The 860-nt window shown below is 61.9% G+C and carries 1 protein-coding gene; it reads left to right on the top strand.

What is annotated here, in order from left to right; translation table 11 throughout:
* The first annotated feature begins 241 nt into the window (after positions 1-241).
* A complete protein-coding gene (locus tag GHC57_RS19115; RefSeq protein ID WP_153347253.1) occupies positions 242-427 on the top strand; it encodes a hypothetical protein in 186 nt (61 codons plus the stop codon).
* The last annotated feature ends 433 nt before the right edge of the window (positions 428-860 follow it).

The following is an 860-nucleotide window of genomic DNA, read 5'->3' on the forward strand; positions in this document are numbered from 1 at the left end:
CATCGGGATGTGGCCGAGCTGATCGACCGCATCATCAAGGGCAGGAACTCGACGCGCCCCATCTGAGGGTCGCCCCGGCCGCCTAGGGGCGGCCATCTCTTGGATGGCGCCGCGATGCGGCGCCCCGGCCGCCTAGGGGCGGCCACCTCTTGGATGGCGCCGCGATGCGGCGCCGAGGGCCCCGGCCCAGTCGGCCGGTATCAGAGGGAGCCGGCACCCCTGAACCAGTGGAGACCAGGACATGGAACGCCAAAAGATCGACACCGCCCGCCTGGACAAGAACGCACCCATTACGGACGCCGAAATGCGCTGCGCGGGTATTACGCGTATTCCGGCCGATGTTTTCCATTACAAAGAGTACAAATACACGAACCTGAAGGATGCCATGGCCCAGGCGAAACGCGATGCCGATGCGACGCAAAATTAGGAACCGCGAGGTGCCGGCTGGACCTCTTCGGGCCCTTCGACCCATCAATCCCTGAACCAGGGGGGCGAAGCGTTCAACACGGCACGTCATGACGAAGCCAAGTGTCGGACGCGCATCAAGACATGCGGGTCCGCCCGCTGTGACCATCAACACTCAGCGCCAGGACTTCAGGCCATGGGAACGCAAAAAATCGAGCCCGCGAGTACAGAAGAGACCTGTTCGGCGGAGGCTGCCACGCAAACCTCGGGGACCCGGGTCGTGCTTTCACCCGTGGACCCCTTCTACAACCTTTACATGCGGTACGGCAGCATGAAGAATGCCCTTGAGCAGCAAAACAAATACAGTCAATACGGCGAATGGCTTATCCCTTTGCTTCCGGCGCGATCAACATATCGTAGGTGGTGGGTCCCTTGGTCGTGACGATCCCCAGGAG

Origin of the sequence: Roseospira navarrensis (genome assembly GCF_009601025.1) — a bacterium.
In the GTDB taxonomy this organism is placed as follows: domain Bacteria; phylum Pseudomonadota; class Alphaproteobacteria; order Rhodospirillales; family Rhodospirillaceae; genus Rhodospira; species Rhodospira navarrensis.